Source organism: Acidovorax sp. KKS102, from assembly GCF_000302535.1.
Lineage (GTDB): Bacteria > Pseudomonadota > Gammaproteobacteria > Burkholderiales > Burkholderiaceae_C > Acidovorax.
The window spans coordinates 3,771,194-3,795,556 of record NC_018708.1 but is presented as its reverse complement, the minus strand read 5'-3'; the positions used below and the strand labels follow the sequence as shown (position 1 = coordinate 3,795,556).

At 66.3% G+C, this 24,363-nt stretch carries 22 protein-coding genes; 8 read left to right on the top strand and 14 right to left on the bottom strand.

The annotated features are described in order from the left end of the window. Nucleotides 1-144: 144 nt before the first annotated feature. The 4 genes from C380_RS17395 to C380_RS17380 all read right to left on the bottom strand — a co-directional run bounded on the left by C380_RS17395 (nt 145) and on the right by C380_RS17380 (nt 4,422). Nucleotides 145-945 (bottom strand): ABC transporter ATP-binding protein, encoded by an 801-nt coding sequence (locus C380_RS17395; RefSeq protein WP_015015147.1) that lies wholly within the window; start codon nt 943-945, stop codon nt 145-147. A gap of 32 nt (nt 946-977) precedes the next feature. Next, nucleotides 978-1,940: a nitrate ABC transporter permease gene (gene ntrB / locus C380_RS17390; RefSeq protein WP_043565576.1), complete on the bottom strand. Its 963-nt coding sequence runs from the start codon at nt 1,938-1,940 to the stop codon at nt 978-980. A 63-nt stretch (nt 1,941-2,003) separates the two neighbouring features. Further along, nucleotides 2,004-3,248 (bottom strand): CmpA/NrtA family ABC transporter substrate-binding protein, encoded by a 1,245-nt coding sequence (locus C380_RS17385; protein ID WP_015015145.1) that lies wholly within the window; start codon nt 3,246-3,248, stop codon nt 2,004-2,006. 547 nt (nt 3,249-3,795) lie between these two features. Continuing rightward, complete coding sequence (locus C380_RS17380) at nt 3,796-4,422, bottom strand: ANTAR domain-containing response regulator (RefSeq protein ID WP_015015144.1); 627 nt, start codon at nt 4,420-4,422, stop codon at nt 3,796-3,798. 256 nt (nt 4,423-4,678) lie between these two features. Here C380_RS17380 and C380_RS17375 point away from each other — a divergent pair, with 256 nt between their 5' ends. Then, a complete protein-coding gene (locus tag C380_RS17375) occupies nt 4,679-5,839 on the top strand; it encodes a branched-chain amino acid ABC transporter substrate-binding protein (RefSeq protein WP_015015143.1) in 1,161 nt (386 codons plus the stop codon). Between the two features lie 45 nt (nt 5,840-5,884). After that, nucleotides 5,885-6,925: a tRNA (adenosine(37)-N6)-threonylcarbamoyltransferase complex transferase subunit TsaD gene (tsaD, locus tag C380_RS17370; protein WP_015015142.1), complete on the top strand. Its 1,041-nt coding sequence runs from the start codon at nt 5,885-5,887 to the stop codon at nt 6,923-6,925. Between the two features lie 64 nt (nt 6,926-6,989). Here tsaD and C380_RS17365 read toward each other — a convergent pair whose 3' ends face one another. The 6 genes from C380_RS17365 to C380_RS17340 are packed head-to-tail and all read right to left on the bottom strand — an operon-like array spanning nt 6,990 to nt 12,976. Then, on the bottom strand, nt 6,990-8,441 hold the full coding sequence (locus C380_RS17365; RefSeq protein WP_015015141.1) for an aldehyde dehydrogenase: 1,452 nt from the start codon (nt 8,439-8,441) through the stop codon (nt 6,990-6,992). Between the two features lie 50 nt (nt 8,442-8,491). Continuing rightward, entirely contained in the window at nt 8,492-9,202 is a 711-nt protein-coding gene (locus C380_RS17360; protein ID WP_015015140.1) for an ABC transporter ATP-binding protein, read from the bottom strand. Next, nucleotides 9,199-9,960: an ABC transporter ATP-binding protein gene (locus tag C380_RS17355; protein WP_015015139.1), complete on the bottom strand. Its 762-nt coding sequence runs from the start codon at nt 9,958-9,960 to the stop codon at nt 9,199-9,201. Before C380_RS17355 ends, C380_RS17360 begins: the two co-directional genes overlap by 4 nt. Further along, entirely contained in the window at nt 9,953-10,888 is a 936-nt protein-coding gene (locus tag C380_RS17350; RefSeq protein ID WP_015015138.1) for a branched-chain amino acid ABC transporter permease, read from the bottom strand. Before C380_RS17350 ends, C380_RS17355 begins: the two co-directional genes overlap by 8 nt. After that, nucleotides 10,885-11,763 (bottom strand): branched-chain amino acid ABC transporter permease, encoded by an 879-nt coding sequence (locus tag C380_RS17345; RefSeq protein ID WP_015015137.1) that lies wholly within the window; start codon nt 11,761-11,763, stop codon nt 10,885-10,887. The genes C380_RS17350 and C380_RS17345 overlap by 4 nt, the downstream gene beginning before the upstream one ends. 4 nt (nt 11,764-11,767) lie before the next feature. Next, a complete protein-coding gene (locus C380_RS17340) occupies nt 11,768-12,976 on the bottom strand; it encodes an amino acid ABC transporter substrate-binding protein (RefSeq protein WP_015015136.1) in 1,209 nt (402 codons plus the stop codon). Nucleotides 12,977-13,196: 220 nt separating this feature from the next. Between C380_RS17340 and C380_RS17335 the strand changes: the two genes are divergently transcribed. From C380_RS17335 to C380_RS17315, 5 genes are all read left to right on the top strand, one after another. Next, complete coding sequence (locus C380_RS17335; protein WP_015015135.1) at nt 13,197-14,192, top strand: helix-turn-helix domain-containing protein; 996 nt, start codon at nt 13,197-13,199, stop codon at nt 14,190-14,192. A gap of 296 nt (nt 14,193-14,488) precedes the next feature. After that, nucleotides 14,489-15,847 (top strand): efflux transporter outer membrane subunit, encoded by a 1,359-nt coding sequence (locus C380_RS17330; protein ID WP_083871674.1) that lies wholly within the window; start codon nt 14,489-14,491, stop codon nt 15,845-15,847. A gap of 68 nt (nt 15,848-15,915) precedes the next feature. Next, the gene (locus C380_RS17325) at nt 15,916-17,304 is read left to right on the top strand and encodes an efflux RND transporter periplasmic adaptor subunit (RefSeq protein WP_015015133.1); all 1,389 of its coding nucleotides are present in this window, start codon (nt 15,916-15,918) and stop codon (nt 17,302-17,304) included. Further along, nucleotides 17,301-18,068 (top strand): ABC transporter ATP-binding protein, encoded by a 768-nt coding sequence (locus C380_RS17320; RefSeq protein WP_015015132.1) that lies wholly within the window; start codon nt 17,301-17,303, stop codon nt 18,066-18,068. Before C380_RS17325 ends, C380_RS17320 begins: the two co-directional genes overlap by 4 nt. Beyond that, nucleotides 18,068-19,273, top strand: coding sequence for an ABC transporter permease (locus tag C380_RS17315; RefSeq protein WP_015015131.1), 1,206 nt, complete (start codon nt 18,068-18,070; stop codon nt 19,271-19,273). The genes C380_RS17320 and C380_RS17315 overlap by 1 nt, the downstream gene beginning before the upstream one ends. Nucleotides 19,274-19,401: 128 nt before the next feature. On the opposite strand, the gene C380_RS17310 is transcribed toward C380_RS17315, so the two are convergent. After that, on the bottom strand, nt 19,402-19,800 hold the full coding sequence (locus C380_RS17310; RefSeq protein WP_015015130.1) for an Hsp20/alpha crystallin family protein: 399 nt from the start codon (nt 19,798-19,800) through the stop codon (nt 19,402-19,404). Nucleotides 19,801-19,892: 92 nt separating this feature from the next. On the opposite strand from C380_RS17310, the gene C380_RS17305 reads away from it, so the two are divergent. Beyond that, entirely contained in the window at nt 19,893-21,236 is a 1,344-nt protein-coding gene (locus tag C380_RS17305) for a branched-chain amino acid ABC transporter substrate-binding protein (RefSeq protein WP_051022557.1), read from the top strand. A 60-nt stretch (nt 21,237-21,296) separates the two neighbouring features. Here the strand turns inward: C380_RS17305 and C380_RS17300 are convergent, their stop codons facing one another. The 3 genes from C380_RS17300 to mltB form a co-directional block, all read right to left on the bottom strand. Then, entirely contained in the window at nt 21,297-22,058 is a 762-nt protein-coding gene (locus C380_RS17300) for an ABC transporter permease (RefSeq protein WP_015015128.1), read from the bottom strand. Nucleotides 22,059-22,063: 5 nt separating this feature from the next. Then, nucleotides 22,064-23,056: an ABC transporter ATP-binding protein gene (locus tag C380_RS17295; RefSeq protein WP_015015127.1), complete on the bottom strand. Its 993-nt coding sequence runs from the start codon at nt 23,054-23,056 to the stop codon at nt 22,064-22,066. Nucleotides 23,057-23,232: 176 nt separating this feature from the next. Beyond that, complete coding sequence (gene mltB / locus C380_RS17290) at nt 23,233-24,345, bottom strand: lytic murein transglycosylase B (protein ID WP_043565574.1); 1,113 nt, start codon at nt 24,343-24,345, stop codon at nt 23,233-23,235. Between the last annotated feature and the right edge of the window lie 18 nt (nt 24,346-24,363).

The window sequence follows — 24,363 nt, the reverse complement described above, 5'->3', positions numbered from 1 at the left end:
GGAAGGGGGACGCACCCGGCGCGACGGGGCGCCCCTTGCGGGGGTGCTATGTCCCTGGTGTGGGTACATACACAAAAAGGGCTCTGACCGATCTGGTTAGTGCCCTTTCCTTTTGGTGGTCTGCGCGGTGTCGGAGCTGGCCGCTCAGGCAGCTTTTTCGACGTGGCCCTGCCGCGTATAGAGAAAGTCGATCACCGCCTTGCGGTAGTGCACGTACTGCGGGTCCTCGGCCAGTTCCACGCGCTTGCGGGGGCGGGGCAAGTCCACGGTCAGCACCTCGCCAATCGTGGCGGCTGGGCCGTTGGTCATCATCACGATCTTGTCGGACAGCAGCACGGCCTCGTCCACGTCGTGGGTCACCATGACCACGGTGCTTTGGGTGCGGGCCACGATCTCCAGCAGTTCATCCTGCAGCTTGGCGCGGGTCAAGGCGTCGAGCGCGCCGAAGGGCTCGTCCATCAGCAGCACCTGAGGCTCCATGGACAGCGCCCGGGCAATGCCCACGCGCTGCTTCATGCCGCCCGAGATTTCGCCGGGGCGCTTCTGCCCCGCGTGCGTCAGGCCCACCAGAGCCAGCGCGGCATCGGTGCGGGCCTTGAGCTGGGCCTTGCTTTCCTTGGCGCCAAACACGCGCTCCACTGCGAGGTAGATGTTGTCAAAGCAGGTGAGCCAGGGCAGCAGCGAGTGGTTCTGGAACACCACCGCGCGTTCCGGCCCCGGGCCTTTGATCTCCTTGTTGGCGCAGAGCAATGCGCCGTTGGTGGGCGTGGTCAGGCCAGCAATCAGGTTGAGCAGGGTGGACTTGCCGCAGCCGGAATGGCCGATGAGTGCCACGAACTCCCCCTTGGCAATCGTCAGGTGAATGTCGCGCAGCGCCGGGAACAGGCCCTTGGCTGTCTTGAAGGTCTGCTCGACGCCGTGGATCTCGATGAACTTGGTGCTCATGGAGGGATGTGCGGATGCTGTAGCGCTCGTGTTCATGCTTTCACCTCTTCAAAAGTAAATGCGGTGGCCAGCTTGATGAGCGCGTACTCCAGCAGCAGCCCGACGATGCCGATCACAAAGATCGCGATGATGATGTTCTTGACGTTGAGGTTGTTCCACTCGTCCCACACCCAAAAGCCGATGCCCACGCCGCCGGTCAGCATCTCGGCCGCCACGATCACCAGCCACGCGGTGCCAACGGCCAGACGCACACCGGTCAGCATGTAGGGCAGCACGGCGGGGAAGAGGATCTTGGTGGCGATCTTCCATTCGCTGAGGTTCAGTACCCGGGCCACGTTCATGTAGTCCTGCGGTACGCGCTGCACACCCACGGCGGTGTTGATGATCATGGGCCAGATGGAGCAGATGAAGATGGTCCAGATGGCGGCCGGGTTGGCGCCTTTGAAGACCAGCAGACCGATCGGCAGCCACGCCAGCGGCGACACGGGGCGCAGCAGGCTGATGAGCGGGTTGAACATGCGCGACAGGAAGTTGAAGCGCCCGATCACAAAGCCTGCGGGAATGCCCACCAGCGCCGCCATGCCGAAGCCGATGGCCACGCGCTGCAGGCTCATCAGCACATTCCAGCCCACGCCCTGGTCGTTGGGGCCGTTGCGGTAGAAGGGGTTGCTGAACACTTCCAGCGCCTGCAGCCAGGTGTCCTTGGGGCTGGGGATGCTGCCGCCCGTGGTGGTGGAGACCACCGCCCACAGGCCGACGAGCAGGCCCAGGCCACACAGCGGGGGCAGCACGGCCAGCCAGAAGCTGCGGGAGAGGGCCGACCAGTCGCGGCCAGTGGTCGTGGGGGCGGGCGCTGCAGGTGCCTTGGGGGCAGATGTAACGACTTTTTGGCTTCTTGCGCTAGTGGATGTTGTGCTTGCAGCTACAGTATTCATAGCATTCTGTGCGGCCACAGGGGCTGCATCCAACGGGGAATGAAAGACGGCACTGACCATGGTTTTCTCCTGTGCAGGGCTGGCTGGCGGGGTGGTCGGGCGGGCGCTGGGGCAGGGTTGCCGTCAGGCTTTGATCTTGAAGCCGTCAGCGTACTTGGCGGGGTCCTTGCCGTCCCACACCACGCCGTCGATGAGCTTGCTGGTGCGCAGCACATCCTTGGGCACGCTGATCTTCATGGCGCTGGCCACCGACTTGTACAGCTCGACCTGGTTGACTTCCTTGGCCACGGCGAGGTAGTCGGGGTGGCTCTTGAGCAGGCCCCAGCGCTTGTGCTGGGTCAGGAACCACATGCCGTCCGACAGGTAGGGGAAGTTCACCGCGCCGTCGTTGAAGAACTTCATGTGGTTGGGGTCGTCCCAGGTCTTGCCCAGGCCGTTCTGGTAGCGGCCCAGGATGCGCTGGTTGATGGCGTCCACACCCGTGTTCACATACGCCTTGCCGGCCACGGTCTCGGCCATCTTCATCTTGTTGGAGAGGCTGGCATCGATCCACTGGCTGGCTTCGAGCACGGCCATCATCACGGCGCGCGTGGTGTTGGGGTACTTCTTGACGAATTCGGCCGTGGTACCCAGCACCTTTTCGGGGTGGTCCTTCCAGATGTCCTGCGTGGTGTTGGCCGTGATGCCGATGCCGTCCATGATGGCGCGGTGGTTCCAGGGCTCGCCCACGCAGAAGCCGTCCATGTTGCCCACGCGCATGTTGGCCACCATTTGGGGCGGCGGCACGGTGATGAGCTTGGCGCCCGACAGCGGGTTGATGCCCGCAGCCGCCAGCCAGTAGTGCATCCACATCGCGTGGGTGCCGGTGGGGAAGGTGCCCGCAAACGTGTATTCGCGCTTCTCGCTGGCCATGAGCTTGGCCAGGGATGGGCCGTCCACCGCACCCTTGTCGGCCAGGGCTTTGGAGAGGGTGATGGCCTGGCCGTTGTTGTTCAGGTTCATCAGCACGGCCATGTCCTTCTTGGGACCGGCGGTGCCCAGGTGCACCCCATAGACCAGGCCGTAGAGCACGTGGGCAAAGTCCAGTTCGCCGTTCACCAGCTTGTCGCGCACGCCGGCCCAGCTGGCTTCCTTATTGGGGACAATGGTCACGCCGTATTTCTTGTCGAAGCCCAGCACCGAGGCCATGACCACGCTGGCGCAGTCTGTCAGCGGAATGAAGCCGATCTTCACTTCCTTCTTCTCGGGGGCGTCGGAGCCCGCTGCGTGGACAAGCGCGCGCAGCGCGGGGCTCACACCCACAGCGCCCACGGTGGCGGCCTGCAGCACGGTGCGGCGGTTGAGGCTGGTTTTCAACAGATCGGTCATGGGGCATCCCTGGTGGCGTGAAAAATCAAAAAAGGCGTCCTCACACCGCGCCTGGCTGGCTGCATCAAAGCAACGCCGGGAGCGGGTGGGGACGCCTTTGTCCGTGGTGGAGCCTGGAACGGGTCCGGGGCTCCTTGCCAGCACCGGCCCGCCGTTGGGTCAGTGCTGTCAGTGGTCAGACCTGCATTGGTCTTGCACTGTGCAATGCAAAGCGCGTGCCAGCGCCTGCTGCGCCATGTTGGAGCGCTGGATGCTATGGAATTAATAGCTGTCTGCGCTTGATCAATAAGCGCTACATGCCTGCGGGGCCTGCGGTAGGAGCGTTTGTGTTGCGATGAGGGTGGTCGCACTGCCTTTGTGCGGCGCACCATTTGGGAGGGACCTTGGAATTGGGCGCGGCCCGGGCGAGGGATGCCAAGCAAGGGGCGCCGAGCCGCGTATGCGGCGCTTCGCTTGCGTGCGAGGGCATCGTCCCCCTTCCCGAATGACGCAGTCATTCGAGAGAAGGGGGAAGCGGCGCAGCCGCTCAGGGGGTTGTTCTCTGGTTTTACCCCAGCAGATCCATCACATCCAGCATGCGCTGCGCCACGTCCACCAGCTTCAGGCCCTTGTCCATGGCCGTCTTGCGCAGCTTTTCGTAGGCGGCCTGTTCGGTCAGGCCTTGGCGCTGCATCAGCAGGCCCTTGGCGCGGTCGATGGTCTTGCGGTCGCGCAGCTCGGTCTTGGCGTCGGCCAGCTCGGCGCGCAACGCCTGTTCGTGCTGGAAGCGCGCCATGGCCACATCGAGGATGGGGCGGATGCGCTGGGGTGCCAGCCCCGCCACGATGTAGGCAGAAACGCCCGCAGCCACGGCATCCTTGACGTGCGAGGTGTCCTCGTCGTTGGTGAACATCACAATGGGGCGGCGCTCGTCGCGCGTGGCCATCACCACATGCTCCAGCGCGTCGCGGGCTTCGCTCTCGGCGTCCACGATGATCAGGTCGGGCTGTAGCTGGGCGATGCGCTCGCTCAGGAACACATCGGCGGGCAGCGTGGCCACCAGGTTGAAGTTGTTCTCCAGCAGCCCGATGCGCAGCGCCCGCGACCGCTCCGCCTGTTCCACGGCGTGTTCGTCGTCAGGGTCGGCGACTGCCAGGTCCGGGGCCACCACCACGATGCGCAAAGCCTCATTCATACCGGCGAGGATAAGCAATTTTTACGCCACAAATTGGTGCGCCGGTGTGGTGCACACCCTCCGGTGGCCCTTGCAGCCCCCCTGCGCTCCGGGTTATCCCGGCCGCAGGCCCGCTGCGCCTCGCGGTACTGGCCGCCGTTGCAGGGCCTGAAAGTTGCTAATACTGACACCGTGGGAGGGCATACCCGGTAGCCCGCCCAGCAGGGCGTCGCATATACATCTGCACACACAGTCACACTGAAATGGAGTTTTTTGCATGAACAAGCACATCAACCGGCGCCGCTTCTCGGCCAGCATGGCCTTGACCGCAGTGGCGACTGCCGCACTCCTGACCGGATGCGGCAAGGTGCCGGACACCATCAAAATTGGTGTAGCGCAGCCCCTCTCTGGCCCGCTGGGCGCCCTGGGGCAGGATCTGCTCAACGGCGTGAAGCTGGCAGTGGATGAGCTCAACAAGTCCGGCTATACCGTGGACGGCAAACGCGTGACGCTGGAGGTCGTGTCCGTGGACGACAAGGCCGACGCCAACACCGGCAAGGCTGTGGCGCAGCAGCTGGTGGATGCGGGCGTGGTCGCGGTGGTGGGCCACCTCAACTCGGGCGTGAGCATCGAGACCGCACCCATCTACGCCGCCAAAGACATTCCCCAGATCGCCATCTCGACCAACCCCAAGTTCACGCAGCTCGGTTTCCCCACCACGTTCCGCATGGTGGCCAACGACACCTTGCAGGCGCGCGCCATCGGCTCGTTTGCCGCCACGCAGCTGGGCGCCAACCGCTACGCCGCGCTGGACGACGGCACGCCCTACGGCAAGGGCCTGGCCGACGGTGCTGCCGCGCAGCTCAAGGCCGAGAAAAAAGAAGTGGTGGTGCGCAAGTCGTTCGACGACAAGACTGTGGCCTTTGACGAACTGGCCGGTGAACTCAAGGCCGCCAACGTGGAGGTGATCGTCTCGACCCTCAACGACTTCCAGGCCCTGGCGCTGCTCGAATCGCTCAAGAAGGTAGACCACACCAAGGTCAGCCTGCTGGGCGGCGACACCATCAAGACCACCGACATGACCAAGGGCGCGGGCATCGTGCAGGGGCTCTACGCCACATCGCCCGTGCTGGAAGCCAAGGAGTTCACCACCGGCAAGCCCTTCCTCGAAAAGTACATCGCCGCTTTCAAGAAGCCCCCAGCCTACGGCGGCCACTACAGCTATGACAGCACCTACGTGCTCTCGGCCGCCATCCAGAAAGCCAAGTCCGCCGACCCCAAGGACATCACCAAGGCCCTGCACAGCATCAACGGCTACGCCCCGGTGATCGGCACCATGACCTGGGACGACAAGGGCGAGCAACGCTACGGCGCCGTGGGGGTGTACGAGCTGCGCAGCGGCAACTGGGAACTGCGCATGCGGTCGGACCGCTGGTAAACAGCCCTGCAAGGACGGATCAGCCCCGGGTTTTACACTCGGGGCATGAGTTTGCTGATCCTGGGTATTGAATCTTCGTGCGACGAAACCGGCGTGGCATTGGTCCGTTCCACGGGCAATGCCGTGCCTACGCTGCTGTCGCACGCGCTGCACAGCCAGATCGAGATGCACCAGGCCTATGGTGGTGTGGTGCCCGAGCTGGCCAGCCGTGACCACATCCGCCGCGTGCTGCCGCTGGCCACGCAGGTGCTGGCCGAGTCCGGCCAGACGCTGGCGGATGTGGACGTGGTGGCCTACACACGCGGCCCGGGCCTGGCCGGTGCGCTGCTGGTGGGGGCGGGCGTGGCCTGCGCGCTGGGCGCGGCGCTGGACAAGCCGGTGCTGGGTGTGCACCACCTGGAGGGGCATCTGCTGTCGCCCTTCCTCAGTGCCGACCCGCCGGAGTTTCCCTTTGTGGCCCTGCTCGTCTCGGGCGGCCACACCCAGCTGATGCGCGTGGACGGCGTAGGCCGCTACGAGATCCTGGGCGAGACCATTGACGATGCGGCGGGCGAGGCATTTGACAAGTCCGCCAAGCTCATGGGCTTGGGCTACCCCGGTGGCCCGGCGCTGTCCCGGCTGGCGGAGCAGGGCAGTGCCACGGCCTTCAAGCTGCCACGGCCTTTGCTGCACAGCGGTGATCTGGATTTTTCGTTTGCCGGACTCAAGACGGCCGTGCTCACGCAGGCCAAGAAGCTGGGCGACGAACTCGAAGCGCGCAAGGCCGACCTGGCGGCGAGCACCGAGGCCGCGATTGTCGAAGTGCTGGTGAAGAAGACCCTGGCCGCCCTCAAGCAGACCGGCCTGAAGCGCGTGGTGGTCGCCGGTGGCGTGGGCGCCAACCGGCATCTGCGCGCCCAGCTCAATGCCGCCTGCGCGGCCGCCAAGGTGCGCGTGCACTACCCCGAGCTGCACCTGTGCACCGACAACGGCGCCATGATTGCCATGGCTGCTGCGATGCGCCTGCAGGCCGGGCAGCAGCAGGCCAATACCGACTACGCGTTTGACGTGAAGCCTCGCTGGCCGCTGGATGCGATCACAGTTTGATGTTTAGGTGAAAGTGGCCGCTAGCGCTTGTCCAGAAAGCGCTAGCAGCTATCTTTTTTGAACTTCAGAAAGGGTAGTGGCGGGGAGTGGTCTGCACTGTGATCCAGCGCAGTTCGGTGAACTCACGCACCCCGGCCATGCCGCCAAAGCGGCCATAGCCCGAGCTCTTCACGCCGCCAAACGGCATCTGGCCTTCGTCGTGCACCGTGGGGCCGTTGACGTGGCAGATGCCTGATTCGATGCGCGCCGCCACGTTCCAGGCCTTGGCCACGTCGCGGCTGAACACGGCGGAGGACAGGCCGAACTCGTTGTCGTTGGCGCAGGCAATGGCTTCTTCCACACCGTTCACGCGCACCACGGGTTTGACGGGGCCGAACGACTCTTCGCGGTAGATGTCCATTGCGGCCGTCACGTGGTCCAGCACCGTGGCCTGCATCAACGTGCTGTCGCTCTTGCCGCCGCAGACCAGCTTGGCGCCCTTGGCCAGTGCGTCGTCGATGAGGGCGTTGCAGCGGTGCACCGTGGCCATGTCCACCACCGAGCCCAGCACCACCGGGCCCTTGCGCGGGTCGCCCAGGGGCAGGGCCTTGGCACGCTCGCCCAGCTTGGCCACAAACTCGTCGGCCACGGCGTTGTCCACGATGATGCGTTCGGTGGACATGCAGATCTGGCCCGAGTTGGCGAAGGCGCCAAACACGGTGCCCGCCACGGCGGCGTCGATGTCGGCATCATCCAGCACCAGCAGTGGGGCCTTGCCGCCCAGCTCCAGCACCACGGGCTTGAGGTACTTGGCGCAGGTCTGCGCAATGATGCGGCCCACCTTGGTGGAGCCGGTGAAGTTGATGCGGCGCACTGCCGGGTGGGCCACGATGGCCTCGACCACGGCGCCGGCGTCGGCCGGGGCGTTGGTCACAAAGTTCACCACGCCAGCGGGCAAACCGGCCTCTTGCAGCGCTTCGATGATGAGGCCGTGTGTGGCGGGGCACAGCTCCGAGCCCTTGAGGATCACCGTGTTGCCGCAGGCCAGTGGCGTGGCGATGGCACGCACACCCAGGATGACTGGGGCGTTCCACGGCGCAATGCCCAGCACCACGCCCGCCGCCTGGCGCACGCCCATGGCCAGGCTGCCGGGCACGTCGGATGGAATCACCTCGCCCGCAATCTGCGTGGTGAGCGCGGCGGCTTCCTGCAGCAGGCCCGCAGCCAGGTGCACGTTGAAGCCCGCCCACATGCCGGATGCGCCGGTCTCCGCCGCCATGGCCACGGCAAAGTCGGCCGTGCGGGCTTCCAGCGCGTGTGCGGCCTTGAGTAGCAAAGCGCGGCGTGCGTTGGGGCCCAGGGCGGACCAGGCCGGGAAGGCCTTGGCAGCTGCGTCGGCAGCGGCCTTGGCATCGGCCACGCTGGCGGCGGGTGCGGTGGTGGCGATGGAACCGTCGAGCGGGTTGCGACGCTCAAACGTGGCGCCGCCGGTGGCTTGCACGCGCTCGCCGTTGATCAGCATGGAAATGGCAGTCATGGATGAAAGCTCCTGAAAAAGAACAAATGAAAAAGGGGGCGGAAGGGGTTTCACGCCACGCCGAGATAGGCCTGGCGCACCACATCGGACTGCAGCAGGTCAGCGGCCGCGCCAGACGCCACGATGCGCCCGCGCTCCAGCACATAGCCGCGCTGTGCAATCTGCAGCGCCTTGCGCACGTTCTGCTCGACCATGAGCACCGTCACGCCCTGCGCGGCGATGCGCTGCACGATGGCGAGCAGCTCATCGACCATGCGTGGCGCCAAGCCCAGCGAGGGCTCGTCCAGCATCAACAGGCGCGGGCCGCTCATCATGGCGCGGGCCACGGCCACCATCTGCTGCTCGCCGCCGCTCATGGTGCCGGCGAGCTGGGTGGCGCGTTCCTTGAGGCGCGGGAAGTCCTCGAACGCCTGGTGCAACCGCTCGGCCCGCACCCGTGATGGCACCAGCCAGCCGCCCAGCTCCAGGTTCTCGGTCACCGTCATTTGCGGGAACAGCTGGCGGCCCTCGGCCACCAGGGCCAGGCCGCGCTGCACGCAGGCGGTGGCGTTCATCGCGGGCAGGTCGCTGCCGTCCAGCGCCACGGTGCCCATGCGCGGCAGCAGCCCGGCCAGCGCCTTGAGCAGCGTGGTCTTGCCCGCGCCGTTGGGGCCGACGATGACGGTGATGCCGGGTGCGGCCTGCAGCGACAGGTCTTGCAGCACCTGAAATCCGTGGTAGCCCGTGGTCAGATTCTGCACGGTGAGGTGTGCGCCGCTCATGCCGTGGCTCCTTGTGCAGTGTCGCTGGTCATCTCGTCACCCAGATAGGCCTCGATCACCTGCGGGTCGCGCACCACCTCGGCGGGCGTGCCGTCGGCAATCTTGCGGCCCTGGTGCAGCACCAGCACGCGCTCCACGTACTTCAGCAGCGTGGTCACCGCATGCTCGATCCACACCACCGTCAGCCCCCAGTCGTCGCGCAGGCGGCGGATGCGCTGGGCCATGGCGTCAACCTCTGCTTCCGTCAGGCCTGCGGCCACTTCATCGAGCAGCAGCAGGCGCGGGCGGGTGCCCAGGGCCATGCCGATCTCCAGCAGGCGCTGCTGTGACGGCGTCACATCGGCGGCAGAGCGGTCGGCCAGGTGGGCCAGGCCCAGCATGGTCAGGATCTCGCCTTCGCTGCGCAGGCCCTCCGGCCCCTGGCGGTGGCGGCCTGCGAACTGCATGCCAAAGCGCACGTTGTCGCGCACCGTCATGTCGGGGAACACGCGCGGTGTCTGGAAGGTGCGCGCAATGCCGTGCGCCGCATAGTGGTGCGGGCCCTTGCCGGTGAGGTTGTCGGTGCCTCTCACCAGCGTGCCCGAGGCGGGCGGCTGCACGCCCGAGATGGCGTTGAAGAACGTGGTCTTGCCCGCGCCGTTGGGGCCGATGATGCCGATCAGCTCACCCGTGTGCAGCGTGGCGCTCACGCCGTCCACGGCCGTGAGGCCGCCAAAGCGCACGGTCACGGCGTCGATGGTCAACAGGGCTTCAGCCATGGTGTGCCTCCGCAGCTGCAGGCTTGCGCCGCTGCCACAGCGTGGCCAGGCCATTGGGCAGGTACATCACGCACAGGATCAGCAGCAGGCCCAGCACCATCATGTAGCCGTAGGGCAGCTGCAGGCGCAGCGTTTCGGCCAGCAGGCTGAACACGATGGCCGCCAGGATGGGGCCGCCAAGGCTGGTCGCGCCGCCGATCAGCGCGATCAGCACGGTCTGGAAGCCGATGAAGGGGCTGAACACGGCTGCGGGTTCGATGTACGTCCAGCGCACCGCCATGGCCGCGCCCACGGCGCCTGCAAAGGCGGCAGTGATGCCAAAGCCCGCGATCTTGGCCAGGCGCGTGTCCACGCCCAGCGTCTGCGCGCGCTGCTCGTCGGCACCAATGCCCGAGAGCGCCAGGCCAAACCGGCTGCGCTGGATGGCAATCGCCGTAGCAATGGCGCCCGCCGTAATCACCAGCACCGTGAGGTACACCGTCTCGTTGCTGGGCACCACCGTGAGCACGCGGCCCACGGTGCCGGACACCTGCTTTTCGACAAAGGTCACGGCGTGGCGAATCAGCTCGGTCATGCCGAACGTGAGCACCGCAAAGTAGGTGCCGCGCAGGTGCAGCACCGCCGCGCCCATCACCACGGCCACGATGGTGGCGATCAGCGCGCCGCTCAGAATCACCAGGGGCCAGGGCAGCACGCCCAGCAGCGTCGCGCTGGTGTACGCACCCACACCAAAGAAGGCCGAGGTGGCCAGCGACAGGTAACGCGTGGCGCCGCAGAACAGCGACCAGCTGGTGGCGAGCGCGATGTACATCAGGCAGCTGAGCAGCACCGAGGCCATGAACTCGGACACCAGCCAGGGCAGGGTGGCGACCACCGCCACCCCCGCTGCCAAGGCCAGCCAAGGCTTGTTGGAATGAAGGGAAGTCATTTTTTGGAGAACAGTCCGTTGGGGCGCCAGATCAGCACGCCGATGAACACTGCATAGCTCAGCAGCATCTTGAGAGACGGGCTGCTGAAGTGCATGCCCAGCGCCTCGACCACGCCGAGCAGCAGGCCGCCAGCCAGGCTGCCCGCCAGGCTGCCAAAGCCGCCCAGTGTGATGACGATGAGTGCGGTGACGGTATAGGGCTCGCCCATCGATGGCGAGATCTCATACGTCATCGACAGCAGCGCGCCCGCCACGCCCGACAGGCCCAGGCCAATGCCAAACATCATGGGGTGCAGGCGCCGCGTGTTGATGCCCACCAGCTGCGCGCCCGTGAGCGACTGCATCAGCGCTCGCACGGCCTTGCCCAGCAGCGTGAGCTTGAGCAGCGCGATCAAACCTGCGGATAGCGCCAGCGCCACGCCAAACAGCACCAGCTTGTTTTCAGTAAAGCGCATGCCCGCGATCTGCACCGGGTCGGCCAGGTATTCATACCCGCGCAGGTCACCGCCCCAGATCAACAGGGCGGTGTTCTGCACCAGGAACATCAGGCCAAAGCCCACCATCAGGCTGCGCGCCTCGAACACGTCCACGTTGGGCGCGCGCGCTGCCAGGCGCTTGAAGCACAGCGCGTGCACCACCACGCCCAGCGCAAACAGCGCGATGAAGGCCAGCGGCATCAGCAGCAGCGGCGAGATGCCCCACAGGGTGTGCGCCGACCAGGTGAGGAAGGCGCCCAGCATCAGGAACTCGCCATGCGAGATGTTCATGATGCGCATCAGCCCGTATTGCAGGTTCAGGCCCATGGCCACCAGTGCATAGATGCCTCCGGTAATGAGGCCGCTGGCGACCAGTTCGGCCCAGGAAGTCAGAGACACTTTGTTACTTCCACGCAGGCTTGTTGGTGTTGAGCTGAGCCGTGGCGCGGTCTTTGGGCCACACGACTTCGAAGTCGTTGCCCTGCCACTGGCTCACCGTGCCGGGGATGGACGCGTTCTCGCTGCCCTGGAAGCGGATGCCGCCCAGGATGGTCTTGAACTCGTTCTTGGCGATGTGCTCGCGCAGGGCCTTGCGGTCCAGGCCCGCCTTTTCCACGGCCTGCTGCAGGATCTGCAGGCCCGCCCAGGCGTGGCCGCTGGCCCAGCGGTCGGGTTCCTTGTTGAATTTCTTCACGTGGGCGTCGAAGTAGGCCTTGGCCTCGGGGCTGGTCTTCACGCTCCACGAGCCCATGCCGATCACGCCCTCGGTGTTGGCCTGCATCACGTTCTTGTAGAGCTGGAAGGCCGTGCCCACCGAGGCGTAAAAGAACTTGGGGTTCAGCCCCACCTCGCGCGCCTGGCGGCTCGCCAGGATGGTGTCGGGCGGGTAGGTGATACCGATGAACGCGTCGGGGTTCTGGTCCTTGATGCCGCGCAGCACGGGGGCCAAGTCCTTCACGCCCAGCGGGTAGCTCTTGCGCTCCACCACCTGGATGCTGGTCTTCTTGAGCGCGTTGTTCAGCGCGGCAAAGTTTTCCAGGCCAAACAGGTCGTCCATGTAGACGATGGCTATGGTCTTGACGTTGTTGGCCACCAGCATGTCCACCAGCGCGCCCATCATCTTGTCGGGTTGCTGCAGCAGCGAGAAGAAGTGGGGCAGGTTCATGTCGATCAGCTTGCGCGACAGCGCCGTGGGCGCCAGCAGCGGGTAGCCAAAGCGGTTGGCCAGCGGCGCAATGGCGAAGTTGGCACCCGAACCCCAGGGCGGCAGGATCAGGTCCACCTTGTCGCTGCCCATGAGTTTTTCGTAGGTGCGCACGCAGGTCTCGGTCTCGCTGCGGTCGTCGTAGCCGATGAGTTCAATGGGACGCTTGGTGCCCTTCACGCTCAGGCCGCCCGCTGCATTCACCTGTTCGGCCCACAGCAGGTAGTTGGGCTCCTGGCTCACCTGCGCGCCGGCCGCCCAGGGGCCTGTGCGGGCGATGGCATAGCCAATGCGGATGGGGGCTGCGCTGCCGGTTTGGGCCCACAGCTGGGGCGCCACGGCCAGGGTGCCGACCGTGGCGGCTGCGCCTTTGATCCACTGGCGCTTGGAGGGTTGGTGTGCTGTCATTGTGTGTCTCCTCAGATGGGGCCTGCGTGGTGCACGCCGTGCCGGGAATCGTAGGGAGACAGGCATCAGCGCGCTGCGCTCAGCGTGCACAAAACGCTTGCCTCAGCGTGCAGATGGCAGCGGGTTTACCCGGATTTCCCTCGGTGGCATGGGGTAACGGGGCGTCCGATAATTCAGCCGCATAACCATCAGGTTTGCGCAACCCCGCATTGGAGACACCATGGCCCATCCCTTGACCGAGGTATCCACCGACGCTGTGCCCGCGCGCGACCGCCTGCACCTGTGGGGCGATGCCGTGTGGCGCCTCATTGGCGGGCTGGAGTCCGATGCGTTTGGCGACGATGCCTTTGCGGGCCACATCACCTCGGGCCAGGCGGGCTATGTGAACCTGTGCCAGCTGGATGTGAGCCGCCACCGCGTGGTGCGCACCCCCAGCCTCATCCGGGGCAGCGACCGGGCCTACATCAAGGTGGTGGCGCAGCTCGAAGGGCGGGCCTGCTTTGAGCAAAACGGCCGCCAGGTGTGGCTGTCGCCCGGCGAGTGGAGCGTGTACGACACCACGCGCGCCTACGCCGTGAGCAACCCCGAGGCCGTGCGGCAGATGGTGCTGATGATCCCCAAGGAACAGCTGCCCGAGCGCAAGCTCAAGCTCGACGACCTCATGGTGCAGCGCTTCTCGGGCACCACGGGCGTGTCGCGCCTCGCGTGGGACACCATGCGCGCCGCGTTTGCCGAGCTGCCCACCATGTCCGACGTGGCCGCCGATGGCGTGGCCGATGTGATCACGCACCTGGTGCAGCTGTCGCTGCTGGAGCGCAACGGCCAGCAAAGCCTGCTGTCGCAGCGCGAGGCCCTGCGTGACCGCATCAGCCAGTACATCGACCGCCATCTGGGCGACCCAAACCTCACCATCGACCGCATGGCCCAGGCGCTGAACTGCAGCAAGCGGCACCTGTACAACGCGGTGGCCGACGACGCAGAAACCCTGGCCGCCATGATCCAGCGCCGCCGCCTGGAGGCCTGCCTGCGCGACCTGCGCCACCCTGCGCACGCACAGCGCTCGGTCACCGACATTGCGCTGTCCTGGGGCTTCAGCAACAGCGCGCATTTCAGCCGGGCGTTCCGCGCGCACGTGGGCTGCAGCCCCAGCGAATACCGGGCCCGCGCGTTGGCGCCGGTGGTGCTGTTGCGGGACGAATCGCGGCTCGCGCACTGAGCGGCACCCCGGCCACTTGCGTGTGGGGCCGTCTGTGCGGCGCCGCATGCTTGCGTGTTTTAGCCACACGCCACATCGGCACGGTGGCTGCGTGACCTTTGCCTTGCATCAATTCTTTACGCGGGCTTGACCCAGTGGGTACGTTGTTGGCGCAATCGCTGCTCACAATGGAGCTTTCCCCTGCGTAGCCATTGCCCATGCGTTTTCTCCCACTTGCCTCTACCGGCACACCCACTGCCCGCGCAGCGCAACCTTTGCGTGCTGTGCCGTGGAGGCAAACGGCCTTGTTGTTGTGCGTGCTAGCCACAGCCGGGTGTGCCAGCCTGGTACCCACGGATCGCGCATTGCCCGCAGTGGCCGTTCCACCGGCCTGGTCTGCGGGGGGCAACGGCACAGCGCAAGGGGCTACGGCGACATCCCTGGCCCAGTGGTGGCAGCGGTTTGACGATGCGGTGCTTACCTCGCTGGTCGAGCAAGCCTTGCGCGCCAACAGCAGCGTGCGCACCGCCCAGGCCGCGCTGCAGCAGGCGCGTGCGCAGGTGGATGTGCAGTCGGCTGGCCTGCTGCCCAGCGTGGGTGCATCGGCTTCGGCGCAGCGCAGCCGGGCCAGCAACAGCACCGGTAACACGTTCCAGGCCGGTTTTGATGCGAGCTGGGAGCCCGATGTGTTTGGCCGCCTGCGTAGCGGCGTGAGCGCCAGCGAGGCTGACGCCCGCGCGGCCGAGGCCAGCCTGGCTGGCGTTCAGGTATCGCTGGCCGCCGAGGTGGCCGTTAACTACATCGAGCTGCGCGGGCTGCAGCAGCGCCTGGCCATTGCGCGCAGCAACCTGGCCAGCCAGCAAGAGACCCTGCAGCTCACCCAGTGGCGCCTGCAGGCCGGGCTCACCACCTCGCTCGTCACCGAGCAGGCCCGTGCAGCGGCCGAGCAGACCGCCGCGCAGATTCCCAGCCTGGAAGCCAGCCTGGCTCAGTCGCGCTACAGCCTGGCCGTTCTGACAGGCCAGGTGCCCGGCGCGCTCGACGCTACCCTGGCCGCCAGTGCACCCGTGCCGCAGCCGACCGCAGAGCTTGCCCTGGCAATCCCGGCCGAGACGCTGCGCCAACGCCCCGATGTGCGTGCGGCCGAGCAGCGCATTGCAGCCGCCCTGGCGCGCGTGTCGCAGGCCGACGCGGCGCGCTACCCCAGCTTCTCCCTCGGTGGCTCGCTGGGCCTGCGTGCCCTCACGCTGGGCGCGCTGTCGGGCGGCGGTGCGGTGACCAGTGCCTTGCTGGGCAGCGTGTCCATCCCGCTGCTGGATGGCGGCGCCGCCCGCGCACAGGTGCGTGTGCAGTCTGCAGCGCTGGAGCAGGCCCGTGTGGCCTACGAAGCCACCGTGCTCACGGCACTGCAGGATGTGGAGAACGCGCTGGTGGCCTTGCGTGGCGACCGGGAAAAACTGGAACGACTGACGGCCGCCGCAGACGCCGCCCGCAACGCCGCCCTGTTGGCGCAGCAGCGCTACAGCAGTGGTCTCATCGACTTTCAGGCGGTGCTGGAGACGCAGCGCACGCTGCTGTCCACGCAAGAGAGCGTGGCCACCACCACTGCTGCGGTCGCGGCAGACCATGTGCGCCTCTACAAGGCGCTGGGCGGCGGCTGGGCGGTAGCCGAATGAACAGCTGACAAGCCCTTCCACACGCCCACCCCATTGCCTGCGAGCCTCCATTTTCTGATTCACGTCCCATGCCAAATACCGACACCTCCGCTTCTTCTGCAACCGCCAAAGCCGCCCCCTCCGACCTGAGCGCCTTGCTGGGGGCCGACCGTCCGCGCCGCTGGTGGCAGCGCACTACCGTGTGGCTGGGGGTGGCCGCGCTCGTGGTGGTGGGCGGTGGCTTGTACGCCTGGCAATCGCGCCAGAGCGCCAGCACTGCACCCACCTATGTGACCGAAGAGCTGCGCCGGGGCAACCTCACACTTACCGTGTCGGCCAACGGCACGCTGCAGCCTACGCGCTCGGTCACCATCGGCAGCGAGTTGTCGGGCACGGTGCGCAATGTGCTGGTGGATGTGAACGACAAGGTCAAGAAGGGGCAGCTGCTGGTGGAGCTGGACACTGCCAAGCTCGAAGCACAGGTGCTGCGCTCGCGCGCCTCGCTCGCCTCGGCGCAGGCCCGCCTGGCCCAGGCCGTGGCCACCTCCAAGGAGGCTATTGCCAACCTGGGCCGGCTCGAAGAAGTGGCCCGCCTGTCCGGCGGCAAGGTGCCCTCGGCCTCCGAGCTGGACGCAGGCCGCGCCACGCTGGACCGCGCCCGCGCCGACGAAACCAGCGCACGTGCCACGGTGGAAGACGCCCGTGCGGCGCTGTCCACCGACGAGACCAACCTGTCCAAGGCCTCCATCCGCTCGCCCATCGACGGCGTGGTGCTCACCCGGTCGGTGGAGCCTGGCAACGCAGTGGCTGCATCGTTGCAGGCGGTGACTTTGTTCACCGTGGCTGAAGACCTCACGCGGCTGCGGTTGGATGTGAGCGTGGACGAGGCCGATGTGGGCTCGGTCAAGGTGGGGCAGGACGCGAGCTTCACAGTCAGCGCCTATCCCTCGCGCCGCTATCCGGCCCAGGTCACGCGCGTGTCGTTTGGCTCCACCAAGACGGACAACGTGGTGACCTACATCACCTGGCTGGAGGTGAACAACAGCGACATGAGCCTGCGCCCTGGCATGACGGCGGCGGCCACCATTACGTCCACCGAGCGCAAGGACGTGCTGCTGGTGCCCAACACGGCATTGCGCTTCACGCCCGCTCAGGCTGCCGGGGGCGATGCGAAGCCCGGGGCGGGTGGCGCCAAGCCTGCCGCATCGGGCAGCGGCAGTGGTGGCGGCATCATGTCGCAGCTCATGCCGCGCATGCCACGCTCGGGCTCGGGTCCACGCAAGCCGGGTGCAGGTGTAGAGGCAGGCGATGGTGCGGGCAAGACGCGGCAGGTGTGGGTGCTGCAAGACGGTGCTGCCAAGCCCATCGATGTGCAGGTGGGCATCAGTGATGGCCGCCATACCGAGGTCAGCGGCGAGGGCCTGACCCCTGGCATGGCCGTGATCACCGACCAGCGCGCGGCAGGGGCCAAGCCATGAGCGTGGCGGGCGACACTCCCCTCATCCGCCTGCGTAGCGTGACCAAGGTCTATGGCGAAGGGGCGCTGGCTTTTCAGGCGCTCAAGGGCGTGGACCTCGACATTGCACAGGGCGACTTTGTGGCCATCATGGGCCCCAGTGGCTCGGGAAAGTCCACCGCCATGAACACGCTGGGCTGCCTGGACCGGCCCACCACGGGCGAATACCTGTTCAAGGGCGTGCATGTGGAGTCGCTCTCGCGCGACGAGCGGGCTCGACTGCGGCGGCGCTACTTTGGCTTTGTGTTCCAGGGCTTCAACCTGCTGGCGCGCACCTCGGCGCAAGAGAACGTGGAGCTGCCCCTGCTGTACCGAGGCGAATCCGCCGCGGCGCGCCATGCGGCCGCGGCCCGGGCACTGGATGCGGTCGGCCTCAAGGGCTGGGAGCACCACACGCCTGCCGAGCTGTCGGGCGGGCAGCAGCAGCGCGTGGCGATTGCGCGCGCCATCGTCACCGAGCCCGATGTGCTGCTGGCCGATGAGCCCACCGGCAACCTCGATACGCAACGCAGCATCGAGATCATGGAACTGCTGTGGCGCCTGAATGCCGACCACGGCATCACTGTGCTCATGGTCACGCACGAGCCCGACATGGCCCAGTACGCGCGGCGCATCGTGCGGTTTGTGGATGGTGTGGTGGACAGCGATGCCGCCAACCCGCACCCCAAGGGGCTGGATGCGGATGCGGTATCGAACTTGGTCACGGCGGATTCAGGAGGCCACTGATGTTGCTCAACACCCTGCTGCTGGCGCTGCGCTCCATCCGGCGCAATCTCATGCGCTCGTTCCTCACCATCCTGGGCATCGTGATCGGCGTGAGCGCCGTGATCACCATGGTCACGCTGGGCAACGGCGCCACGCTGGCCATCCAGAACCAGATCTCGGGTCTTGGCACCAACCTGCTGCAGGTGCGCCCCGGCCAGCGCATGGGGCCGGGCGGCGGCACCGGTGCACCGGCCTTCAAGGACACCGATGCCGACATGATCGCGCAGCAGATCGGCGGCATCCTGGCCGTGGCGCCCGAGGCGCGCGCCGCCGCCACCGCCGTGGTGGGCGGGCGCAACTGGACGACGAGCGTGATCGGCAGCACCAACGCCTGGCTGGAGACCGGTAACTGGACGGTGCGCACGGGCCGCGTGTTTACCGACGCCGAATTGCGCGCCGGTGCCGCCGTGTGCCTGATCGGCGAAACCGTGCGGCGCGAGCTGTTTGGCACGGCCGATGCCGTGGGCGGCCAGCTGCGCGTGAAGGCGTTTTCGTGCGAGGTGGTGGGCGTGCTGGCGTCCAAAGGACAGGGTGCGTTTGGCAACGACCAGGACGACACCGTGCTGGTGCCGCTGCGCACGCTGCAGCGCCGCGTCACCGGCAACACGCGGGTGAACACGCTGCTGGTGTCGATGAAAGACGGCAGCGACCCCGAGCGGGTGAAGGCCAGCCTCACGCAATTGCTGCGCGAACTGCGCAAGCTGTCGGACTCGGACGAAGACAACTTTAACGTGCTGGACACCAAGCAGCTGGCCGACACGCTCTCGGGCACCACCAAGGTGCTGACCACGCTGCTGGGCGCGGTGGCCGCCGTGAGCCTGCTGGTGGGCGGCATCGGCATCATGAACATCATGCTGGTCAGCGTGACCGAGCGCACGCGCGAGATTGGCCTGCGCCTGGCCATTGGCGCGCTGGAGCGCGAGGTCCTGCTGCAGTTCCTGATCGAAGCGGTGGTGCTGGCAGCTTTGGGCGGGCTCATCGGCATCGTGCTGGCCACAGGCGCGTCGCTCGCGCTGTCGGGACTGATGGGCGTGCCCTACCTGTTCAACCCCGGCGTGAACCTGCTGTCGTTTTTGTTCTCGGCCGGCATTGGTGTGGTGTTTGGCTACTTCCCGGCGCGGCGTGCGGCGCGCATGGACCCCATCGATGCGCTGCGGCATGAGTGAGGGCTTGCAGAGGGTTCTGAGCGGAGGTGCAAGAAAAGAAGGAATGAAGCGCTAGTGCATCATGCCTTGATTGCTATTGAAAAAATAGCGATGGCCGTCATGCGCCATCGCTTGGGAAGCGGCCCGCTTCAGTGAATGGTCAGCGTGGTGGCCTTGCTCACGGGCTCCAGACGGACCAGCGTCAGGGTCAGCACGCCGTTTTCCAGCTTGGCGGTGCTGGCGCTGGCATCGATCTCGGTGGGCAGCTCCCAAGCACGCTGCACCTTGCGCGGTGCGCCTTCCACGCTTTGCACCTGCACCACCTGGCCTTCAATGCTGATCGAGAGCTGTTCGCGCGCCAGGCCGGGCACGTCCAGCTGCAGGGTGGTGGCTTTTTCGTCCTGCGTCACGGTGCAGCCGGCGGCGGGTGCTGCCGCTGCGGATGCAGGCTGTGCCAGCGCTCCCATCAGAAAACGTTGCAGCGCCAGGTCGGCGGAACGGGGGGCTTGGGCATAAGCGGCGCGGCGGATCACGGGGGCGAAGATCATGGGTAACTCCTATACACTGCGCGGCTCTCGACGTGGTCGCCGCATGGCAGAGAGTTGTGTGCGGCCACGCCGCATTTCAAGGGAAAAATGCCATGAATAAATTGCAATCCGTGGGCTTGAAATCAGGCGCTGCGGCATTACGTCACACCGTTTGGGCAGCCGCAGTGGCCCTCGCAGGTGCCGTGGCGTTGGCGCCTGCCGCGCAGGCGCAGGCACCGGCGCCCGCCGCCGTGGCCCAGTCCAAGCCGGTCAAGCTGGCACTCATCGAAAGCCTCTCGGGCCCGTTCGCCAACACCGGCGAGGCCGTGTACCGCAACATCTACTGGGCCATGGAGCGTGTGAACGCGCGCGGCGGCGTGCAGCTGCCAGCCAGCAGCGGCGGCCCCCGCCCTCTGGTGCTGGAGCGCTACGACAGCAAGGGCCAGAACGAAGAGGCCCTGTCTGCCCTGCGCGCCGCGATTGACGATGGCGCGCAGGTCATCCTGCAGGGCAATTCGTCGTCCACGGCCGCCGTGCTGATCGAGGCCATCAACAAGCACAACGAGCGCGAGCCGAACAAGCGCGTGCTGTTCCTCAACTACTCGGCGGTGGACCCCATCCTTACCAACGAAAAGTGTAGCTTCTGGCACTTCCGCTTTGATGCCCATGCCGACATGCGCATGGCCGCGCTGATGGAGGTGATGCGCGAGGACAAGGCCTTGAAGAGCGTGTACCTCATCGGCCAGGACTACAGCTTTGGCCAGGCCGTGCTGCGCGAGGCGAAGAAGCAGCTGGCCGCCCAGCGCCCCGATGTGGCGGTGGTGGGCGAAGAGCTGCACCCCATCGGCCGCGTGAAGGACTTTGCACCCTACGCCGTCAAGATCAAGAGCAGCGGCGCACAGGCCGTGGTCACCGGCAACTGGGGCAACGACTTGACGCTGCTGGTCAAGGCCGCGCGGGATGTGGGCTACGAGGGCAGCTTCTACACCTTCTACGGCAACGCGCTGGGTGCGCCCGCCGCCATTGGCGATGCCGGCATCGGCAAGGTGGTGGCCGTGGCCGACTGGCTGCCCAACGTGCCGGGCGCGCAGAGCGAGGCGTTCTACCAGTCCTTCCGCACACGCTTTCCCAAGCCGCAGGACGACTATGTGCACATGCGCATGCAGCTGATGATTGAGGCACTCGCGCAGTCCATCGAGCGTGCGGGCAGCACCGATGTGGTGGCCGTTGCGCGCCAGATGGAGTCGGCCAACGTGCAGCTGGCCGGCCAGGGCGGCACCATGCGCGCGGCCGACCACCAGTTCCAGCAGGCGCTGGCGGTGGGCGTGATGGACAAGAAAGGCGCGCCCGGCGTGAAGTTCGACGTGGAAGGCTCGGGCTACGGCTTCCGCGTGGTGCGGCAGATTGCAGCGGCGAAGGCGCAGCAGCCGCACAGCTGCCAAATGCAGCGTTATTGATGCAGCGCTACTGATGCGTGGGTCCGCCCCGGGCGGCCGGGGCGACCGGGGTGATCGCGCTCAGCGCCGAATGCGGTGGCCGGTCTTGAACACCCACCACACCACGGTGAGACACAGGGCCATGAACACCAGCGTCATGCTGGTGCTTACCGCAATGTGCACGTCGGCGTGGCCGTAGAACGCCCACCGCAGCCCGCTGATGAGATAGACCACCGGGTTGAACAACGAGACGTTCTGCCAGAACGGTGGCAGCATGCTGATGCTGTAAAACGCCCCGCCCAGAAAGGTGAGCGGCGTGATCACCAGCAGCGGGATCACCTGCAGCTTCTGAAAGCTGTCGGCCCACAGGCCGATCAGGAAGCCGAACAGGCAGAACGTGACGGCCGTGAGCACCAGAAAGCCCACCATCCACACCGGGTGCGCCACCTCGTACGGAACGAACACCCGGGCGGTGGACAGGATGAGCACCGACACCAGCAGCGACTTGCTGGCCGCCGCGCCCACGTAGCCCAGCAGCACCTCCACCCAGTTGACGGGTGCGCTCAGCAGCTCGTAGATGGTGCCCGACCACTTGGGCATGTAGATGCCGAAGGCCGAGTTGGAAATGCTCTCGGAGAGCAGTGACAGCATGAGCAGGCCGGGGATGATGTAGGCGCCATAGCTCACCCCGCCGATGTCACCCATGCGCGAGCCGATGGCGGAGCCGAAGACGATGAAGTACAGCGCGGTAGTCAGCACGGGTGCAATGAGGCTCTGCATCCAGGTGCGGAAGGCACGGTTCATTTCAAAGCGGTAGATGGCGCGCACGCCATGCAGGTTCACACCGGTCATGCTGGGATCGCTTTCTGGGCCGAGGGGGTGGGGGCCTGGTCCTGGTGCACCAGGCTCACGAAGATGTCTTCGAGCGAGCTTTCACTGGAATGCAGGTCCTTGAAGTCGATGCCGTGCTCGGCCAGGGCGCGCAACAGGGCGGCGATGCCGGTGTCCTCGCGCTGCGTGTCGAAGGTGTAGGTCAGCACGGTGCCGCCCTGGCTCAGCGCCAGCGGCCAGCGGGCGAGCGTTGCGGGCACCTGCTCCATGGGCTGCTGCAGGGTGATGGCAAGTTCCTTCTTGCCCAGCTTGCGCATCAGCACGGCCTTGTCTTCCACCACGATCAACTCGCCCTTGCGGATCACACCGATGCGGTCGGCCATGTCCTCGGCTTCTTCCAGGTAGTGGGTGGTCAGGATGATGGTGGTGCCCGCGTCGCGCAGCGCCCGCACCAGGCGCCACATGTCGTGGCGAAGCTCCACATCCACGCCCGCGCTGGGCTCGTCGAGGAACAGAATCTTGGGTTCGTGCGACAGCGCCTTGGCGATCAGTACGCGGCGTTTCATGCCGCCCGACAGCGCGAGGATCTTGTTATCCTTCTTGTCCCACAGCGACAGGTCCTTGAGGATCTTCTCGATGTAAGCGGGATTGGGAGCCTTGCCAAACAGGCCCCGGCTGAAGTTCACCGTGGCCCATACGGTCTCGAATGAGTCGGTGTGCAGCTCCTGGGGCACTAGGCCAATCGCCGCACGGGCTGCGCGGTAGTCGCGCACCGTGTCGTGCCCATCTGCCGTAACGGTGCCCGCCGTGGCATTGCTCATGCCGCAAATCACACTGATCAGCGTGGTCTTGCCCGCCCCGTTGGGCCCCAGCAGGGCAAAGATCTCGCCGCGCCGGATGTCCAGGTCGATGTTCTTGAGTGCCTGAAAGCCGCCGGCGTAGGTTTTGCTCAGGCCGCGTACGCGGACGATGGCGTCCGTGTCGGGTGCTGGAGAAGGTGATGCAGGCATGGGGAGGGTTCTCTTGGAAGGCCAGGGCGCGCCGCCTTGGCCGGGCCGCTGCACAAGCGGTCGAAGCCAGGCATTGTGGACTGACTTGCGCAAGCGTGCAGGGCAGGGGCTCCGTGCCCGCAGAAACCTCCGGGTTCAGCCGGTGGGTAAGTGGTTCGCAGCGCAGGGGTTCGCCATCAGCGCGCTGCCGCCACCTCGCGGCCCAGCTCGATCACCGCCATGGCGTAGTAGCTGGACCAGTTGTAGCGCGTGATGGCGTAGAAGTTCTCGGTGCCCGCCACGTAGCTGGGTGCATCGTTGCCGTTTTGCAGTTCCACCAGAGCGAGCGGGCCCGTGTGCTGCGCACCCTGGGCATCGAGTACGGCGCCCTTGGCCAACATGCCGGCGGCACTGAAGGTGGGCAGGATGTCGGGGGCGAGCAGGTCGTCCAGCTGCAGGCGCGCGTTGTCGAACTGCACCCCAAAGTGCGTGGGCATGCCGGGCGTCCAGCCGTGGCCGCGGAAGTAGTTGGCCACCGAGCCGATGGCATCGGCCGGGCTCTTGAACAGGTCTACGCGGCCGTCGCCATCAAAGTCCACCGCGTAGCGCACCCAGCTGGAGGGCATGAACTGGCCCAGACCCATGGCGCCCGCGTAGCTGCCGCGCGGCTCGAAGGGGTCGGTGTTGCTGCGGTTGGTGAGGCTCAGGAACTGCTCCAGCTCGCGGCGGAAGAACTCGGTGCGCTCCTTGGCGCGCGGGTGGGCCGAGGGGAAGTCGAACGCCAGCGTGGCCAGTGCGTCCATCACGCGGAAGGTGCCCATCTGCTGGCCGTAGATCGTCTCCACCCCGATGATGCCCACGATGATCTCGGCCGGCACGCCAAACTCGCGCTCGGCACGCTCCAGCGTGGCCTGGTTCTCCTGCCAGAAGCGCACGCCTGCACGGATGCGTATGGGGTCGATGAAACGGCTGCGGTACACGCGCCAGTTCTTGGCCGTGCCCTTGGCGGGCGGCAGCATGAGCTTGGGCACCTGGGGCAGGAAATGCGCCTGCCCAATGGCCTGGCGCACCCATTCACGGTCCAGGTCGCGGCGCGTGGCCAGGTCGTCGGCAAACTCCATGGCCTCAGGGCGCGATGCATAGAGCACCGTGGCCTTGGCACTGGCCCGCCCCTGGTGGGCCTGGCCGGCTTTGGCATGCGCCTTCTGGGCTGCTGATTTGGGTTGATTTTCGGGCTTTGCGCTAGCGGGTAATGCCCAGGCAGCTATCAAAAAAATAGCTGCTGCGGTCCATGGTGCTGTCTTCTTCATGTCAGTCGTTGTAGCTTT

Excerpts from the sequence above, each read along its gene's own strand:
- C380_RS17310 (WP_015015130.1), bottom strand. The coding sequence starts at position 19,800 with ATGATCTTCGCCCCCGTGATCCGCCGCGCCGCTTATGCCCAAGCCCCC.
- C380_RS17335 (WP_015015135.1), top strand. The coding sequence starts at position 13,197 with ATGGCCCATCCCTTGACCGAGGTATCCACCGACGCTGTGCCCGCGCGC.
- C380_RS17355 (WP_015015139.1), bottom strand. The coding sequence starts at position 9,960 with ATGGCTGAAGCCCTGTTGACCATCGACGCCGTGACCGTGCGCTTTGGC.
- C380_RS17305 (WP_051022557.1), top strand. The coding sequence starts at position 19,893 with ATGAATAAATTGCAATCCGTGGGCTTGAAATCAGGCGCTGCGGCATTA.
- C380_RS17385 (WP_015015145.1), bottom strand. The coding sequence starts at position 3,248 with ATGACCGATCTGTTGAAAACCAGCCTCAACCGCCGCACCGTGCTGCAG.
- ntrB (WP_043565576.1), bottom strand. The coding sequence starts at position 1,940 with ATGGTCAGTGCCGTCTTTCATTCCCCGTTGGATGCAGCCCCTGTGGCC.
- C380_RS17340 (WP_015015136.1), bottom strand. The coding sequence starts at position 12,976 with ATGACAGCACACCAACCCTCCAAGCGCCAGTGGATCAAAGGCGCAGCC.
- C380_RS17295 (WP_015015127.1), bottom strand. The coding sequence starts at position 23,056 with ATGCCTGCATCACCTTCTCCAGCACCCGACACGGACGCCATCGTCCGC.
- C380_RS17315 (WP_015015131.1), top strand. The coding sequence starts at position 18,068 with ATGTTGCTCAACACCCTGCTGCTGGCGCTGCGCTCCATCCGGCGCAAT.
- C380_RS17325 (WP_015015133.1), top strand. The coding sequence starts at position 15,916 with ATGCCAAATACCGACACCTCCGCTTCTTCTGCAACCGCCAAAGCCGCC.
- C380_RS17360 (WP_015015140.1), bottom strand. The coding sequence starts at position 9,202 with ATGAGCGGCGCACACCTCACCGTGCAGAATCTGACCACGGGCTACCAC.
- C380_RS17320 (WP_015015132.1), top strand. The coding sequence starts at position 17,301 with ATGAGCGTGGCGGGCGACACTCCCCTCATCCGCCTGCGTAGCGTGACC.
- C380_RS17350 (WP_015015138.1), bottom strand. The coding sequence starts at position 10,888 with ATGACTTCCCTTCATTCCAACAAGCCTTGGCTGGCCTTGGCAGCGGGG.
- C380_RS17395 (WP_015015147.1), bottom strand. The coding sequence starts at position 945 with ATGAGCACCAAGTTCATCGAGATCCACGGCGTCGAGCAGACCTTCAAG.
- tsaD (WP_015015142.1), top strand. The coding sequence starts at position 5,885 with ATGAGTTTGCTGATCCTGGGTATTGAATCTTCGTGCGACGAAACCGGC.
- C380_RS17380 (WP_015015144.1), bottom strand. The coding sequence starts at position 4,422 with ATGAATGAGGCTTTGCGCATCGTGGTGGTGGCCCCGGACCTGGCAGTC.
- C380_RS17365 (WP_015015141.1), bottom strand. The coding sequence starts at position 8,441 with ATGACTGCCATTTCCATGCTGATCAACGGCGAGCGCGTGCAAGCCACC.
- mltB (WP_043565574.1), bottom strand. The coding sequence starts at position 24,345 with ATGAAGAAGACAGCACCATGGACCGCAGCAGCTATTTTTTTGATAGCT.
- C380_RS17375 (WP_015015143.1), top strand. The coding sequence starts at position 4,679 with ATGAACAAGCACATCAACCGGCGCCGCTTCTCGGCCAGCATGGCCTTG.